Source organism: Corallococcus sp. CA047B, assembly GCF_003612065.1.
Lineage (GTDB): Bacteria > Myxococcota > Myxococcia > Myxococcales > Myxococcaceae > Corallococcus > Corallococcus praedator.
In genome coordinates, this window is sequence record NZ_RAWD01000549.1 from 1 (window position 1) to 3,229 (window position 3,229).

At 71.6% G+C, this 3,229-nt stretch carries 3 protein-coding genes; 1 reads left to right on the plus strand and 2 read right to left on the minus strand.

Annotation, left to right across the window (positions count from 1 at the left end):
- The first annotated feature begins 240 nt into the window (after positions 1-240).
- Positions 241-939 (plus strand): bifunctional 2-polyprenyl-6-hydroxyphenol methylase/3-demethylubiquinol 3-O-methyltransferase UbiG, encoded by a 699-nt coding sequence (locus D7X74_RS40775; RefSeq protein WP_120538313.1) that lies wholly within the window; start codon positions 241-243, stop codon positions 937-939.
- Between the two features lie 24 nt (positions 940-963).
- Here D7X74_RS40775 and D7X74_RS40780 read toward each other — a convergent pair whose 3' ends face one another.
- Both D7X74_RS40780 and D7X74_RS40785 read right to left on the minus strand, forming a co-directional pair.
- Positions 964-1,668, minus strand: coding sequence for a response regulator transcription factor (locus D7X74_RS40780; RefSeq protein WP_120538314.1), 705 nt, complete (start codon positions 1,666-1,668; stop codon positions 964-966).
- Positions 1,665-3,197: a cell wall metabolism sensor histidine kinase WalK gene (locus tag D7X74_RS40785; protein WP_120538315.1), complete on the minus strand. Its 1,533-nt coding sequence runs from the start codon at positions 3,195-3,197 to the stop codon at positions 1,665-1,667. Before D7X74_RS40785 ends, D7X74_RS40780 begins: the two co-directional genes overlap by 4 nt.
- Positions 3,198-3,229 lie beyond the last annotated feature (32 nt).

The following is a 3,229-nucleotide window of genomic DNA, read 5'->3' on the forward strand; positions in this document are numbered from 1 at the left end:
CACCGCCACCCGCCGTGCCCCATATGCCGAATACCCCTCACTCTTTCAAAGCGAAGCGCCCAGGCGGACGCCCGTCATGCGGCGCTCCAAGGCAAGGAGGGTGCCAGCCCTCCAGGAGGGGACCAGCGTTGGGAAGTGGGAGGGGGCCGTCGCATGCCGGACAGCAGGTGGGCAAAGGATTGCCCACGGTGCGCACCCGGGAGTCCCGAAGGGCCCCGCAACCGTGCTAGGGCCTGGGCAATGGCTGGGAACGACGCACGCGGCCGCACCCCGCTGTCCCTCGTGGGACAGGAGCCGGATCTCGTCTTCTACACGCGGCAGGCGACCGAGCACGGCTCGCCCGTGCTGGTGCTGGGCGCCGCCAACGGCCGGGTGCCCTGGGCGCTGGCCGGCCACGGCTTCGCCGCCGTGGGCGTGGATCCCTCCGAAGTGATGATCCGCTCCGCCGAGGAGCGCCGCGCCTCCGAACCCCCGGACGTCTCCGAGCGCACGCGCCTGCTGGCCCAGGACCTGCGCACGCTGAGGCTGCCGGAGAAGTTCCCGCTGGTGCTGGCCCCGCAGCACGCGCTGGGGCTGATGCCCGGCCGCGACGACGTGGAGGCGTTCCTCGCCACCGTCGTCCACCACCTGGCCCCCGGGGGCACCTTCGTCTACGACGTGCTCAACGCGCCGCGCGAACCCGTGCTGCCGCGCGACGAGGACGAGCCCGGCTCCGCCGTGGAGCCCCGCCGTCCGCTGTTCGCCCTGCACCTGCGCGAGCGGCGTCCTCCCGGTGGCTCAAGCCCCATCCGCCGCCTCAAGCTGCGCCACTTCCTCCCCGAGGAGCTGGAGGCCGCCCTCACCTCCAGCGGCCTCACCCCCCGCGAGCGCTACGGCCGCTTCGATGGCAAGCCCTTCGACCTGGAGGACCTGCGCCAGATTGGCGTCGCGGGGCTGTGACGCCCGGGGGCTTCGGCGCCGGCTTCAGCGCTCGAAGCGGTAACCCAGGCCGCGCACGGTGAGGAAGTGCCGGGGCGCTTCGGGGTCGGTTTCGAACTTCAGCCGCAGCTGGCGCATGAAGTTGTCCACCGTGCGCGCGCTGCCCTCGTAGTGGTAGCCCCACGCGCCGGACAGCAGCTCCTCGCGGGTGAAGGTGCGGCCCGGGTGCGCCAGGAAGTGCGCCAGCAGCTTGAACTCCTGCGCCGTCAACTCCACCGGCTGCCCGTCGCGCGCCACCGTGCGCAGCGCCAGGTCCACCTTCACGTCCCCGAACGTCACCGGCGGCGCGCTGGTGCCCGTGGCCCCGAACCGGCGGCGCAGCACCGCCTTGATGCGCGCGAGCAGCTCCTGGAGCCCGAAGGGCTTCACCACGTAGTCGTCCGCGCCCAGGTTGAGGCCCAGTATCTTGTCCGACTCCTGGCCCCGCGCGGACAGCACCACCACGGGCGTGTCGCGGCCCCGCTGGCGCAGCTCGCGGATGACCTCGTAGCCGTTGAGCTCCGGGAGCATCAGGTCCAACACCAGCAGGTCCGGCGCTTCGTCCAGCGCCTTGGCCAGGCCCGTGCGGCCGTCCTGCGCCTGGAGCACTTCGTAGCCTTCGAAGCGCAGGTTCATGGACACGCCGGTGAGGATGGACAGGTCGTCCTCCACCACCAGGATGCGGCGCGGCTTCTCATCCGGCGTGCTCATGCGCGGCCCGCCGGGAGCTGGATGGTGAAGCGGCTGCCCTGGCCGGGCTCGCTCTGCACGGCGATGCGGCCCCCGTGTGCCTCCACGATGCGCTTGCTGATGGCGAGCCCCAGGCCACTGCCCTCCGTCTTGCGCGTGAGCAGGTTGTCCACGCGGTAGAAGCGCTCGAAGATGCGCTTGCGGTCCTTCCTGGCGATTCCCACCCCGTTGTCCTCCACCGACAGGTTCACGTGTCTGCCGTCCCTGCGCGCCTGTAGCGCGATCTTCCGGTTCGTCGGCCCACTGTACTTGTACGCATTCTGCAACAGGTTGAGCAGCGCGCCCGACACCGCGACGCGGTCCATCTCCACCGGAGGCAGCCCGTCCGCCACCTCCACGCTCAGCACCATGTCGTCCCCCAGCCGCTGCGCGCGGAAGGCCGCCACCGCCGCGTCCACCACGTCCGCCACCTGCACGGACTCGCGCTGGTACACCTTGCGGCCGCTCTCGATGCGCGCCCAGTCCAGCACCCGTTCAATCAGGTCCGACAGGCGCTCCGTTTCACGCGTGAGCAGGTCCAACACCTCCTGCATCTGCGCGGGGTCCTTCAGCCGGCCCAGCGCCAGCGTTTCGATGAACATGCGGATGGAGGTGAGCGGCGTGCGCAGCTCATGGCTCACCAGCGACACGAAGTCCGTCTTCATGCGCGACAGGCGCGCCTCGCGGTAGAGCACGCGGCCGGTGTAGATGACGCCGAACGTGAGCGTCAGGTAGAACAGCCCCAGCAGCACGCCGTACACGGCGCGGTTGCGCGTGGAGGTGCTCGCCACGGGGTCCTCGCCGGTGGGCAGCACCACCAGCCGGAAGTCCTGCAGCGGCGCGGACAGCACCCGCTCCGCGAGCACCGGCGGCCCCATCGCGTTCTGCCGCGCCTGCGCCACCTCCGACATCAGCCGGTTGACGAGCCCGCCCTCGCTGGACGTGTCGCGCGGCACGGGCAGCAGCGTGAAGCGCACCGGCTCCGACGTGGCCCGCCCCTGCGCCTTGTCCGACAGGAGGCTGTCCAACGCGACGGCGGACAGCCGCACGCCCTGCACCGTGGTGCCCTTGCGCTCGGCGGCCACCATCACCGCCCGGTTGCCCGGGGCGAGCGAGAACACGGTGGGCACCGTGGGCAGCGAGGCGGCCTCCGGCACCAGCGCCGCCAGGGACTCCGCGAGCTGCGGATCCTTCGTGCGCACCAGGCCGTTCTCCACGTGGAAGGTGCCCTCCGGGTCGGACAGCTCCTGGTCGTCCGACAGCAGGAACGCCAGCCGGCCTCCGTCCACCTCCTCCAACCGTCCGCTGTTGAGCGCCCGGGGCACCTCCGCGGACAGGTCCGCGAGCGTGCCGCGCCAGGCGGCCTCCAGGCGTTTCTCCACCGCGGCGCGCTCGTTGATGATGGCCACGACGCCGAAGCCCGACAGGCCGGCCGAGGGCAGCACGACCAGCAGGATGAGCAGCGCGAACGTGCGCCGGAAGCTGAGGATGACGGGCGCGGGGCGTAACACGACCTCCGTGTCTACACGCGACGGGGGCGGGG

What these genes read in the sequence shown, in the direction of transcription:
- D7X74_RS40780 (WP_120538314.1), bottom strand. Translation starts at nt 1,668, where the DNA reads ATGAGCACGCCGGATGAGAAGCCGCGCCGCATCCTGGTGGTGGAGGAC.
- D7X74_RS40775 (WP_120538313.1), top strand. Translation starts at nt 241, where the DNA reads ATGGCTGGGAACGACGCACGCGGCCGCACCCCGCTGTCCCTCGTGGGA.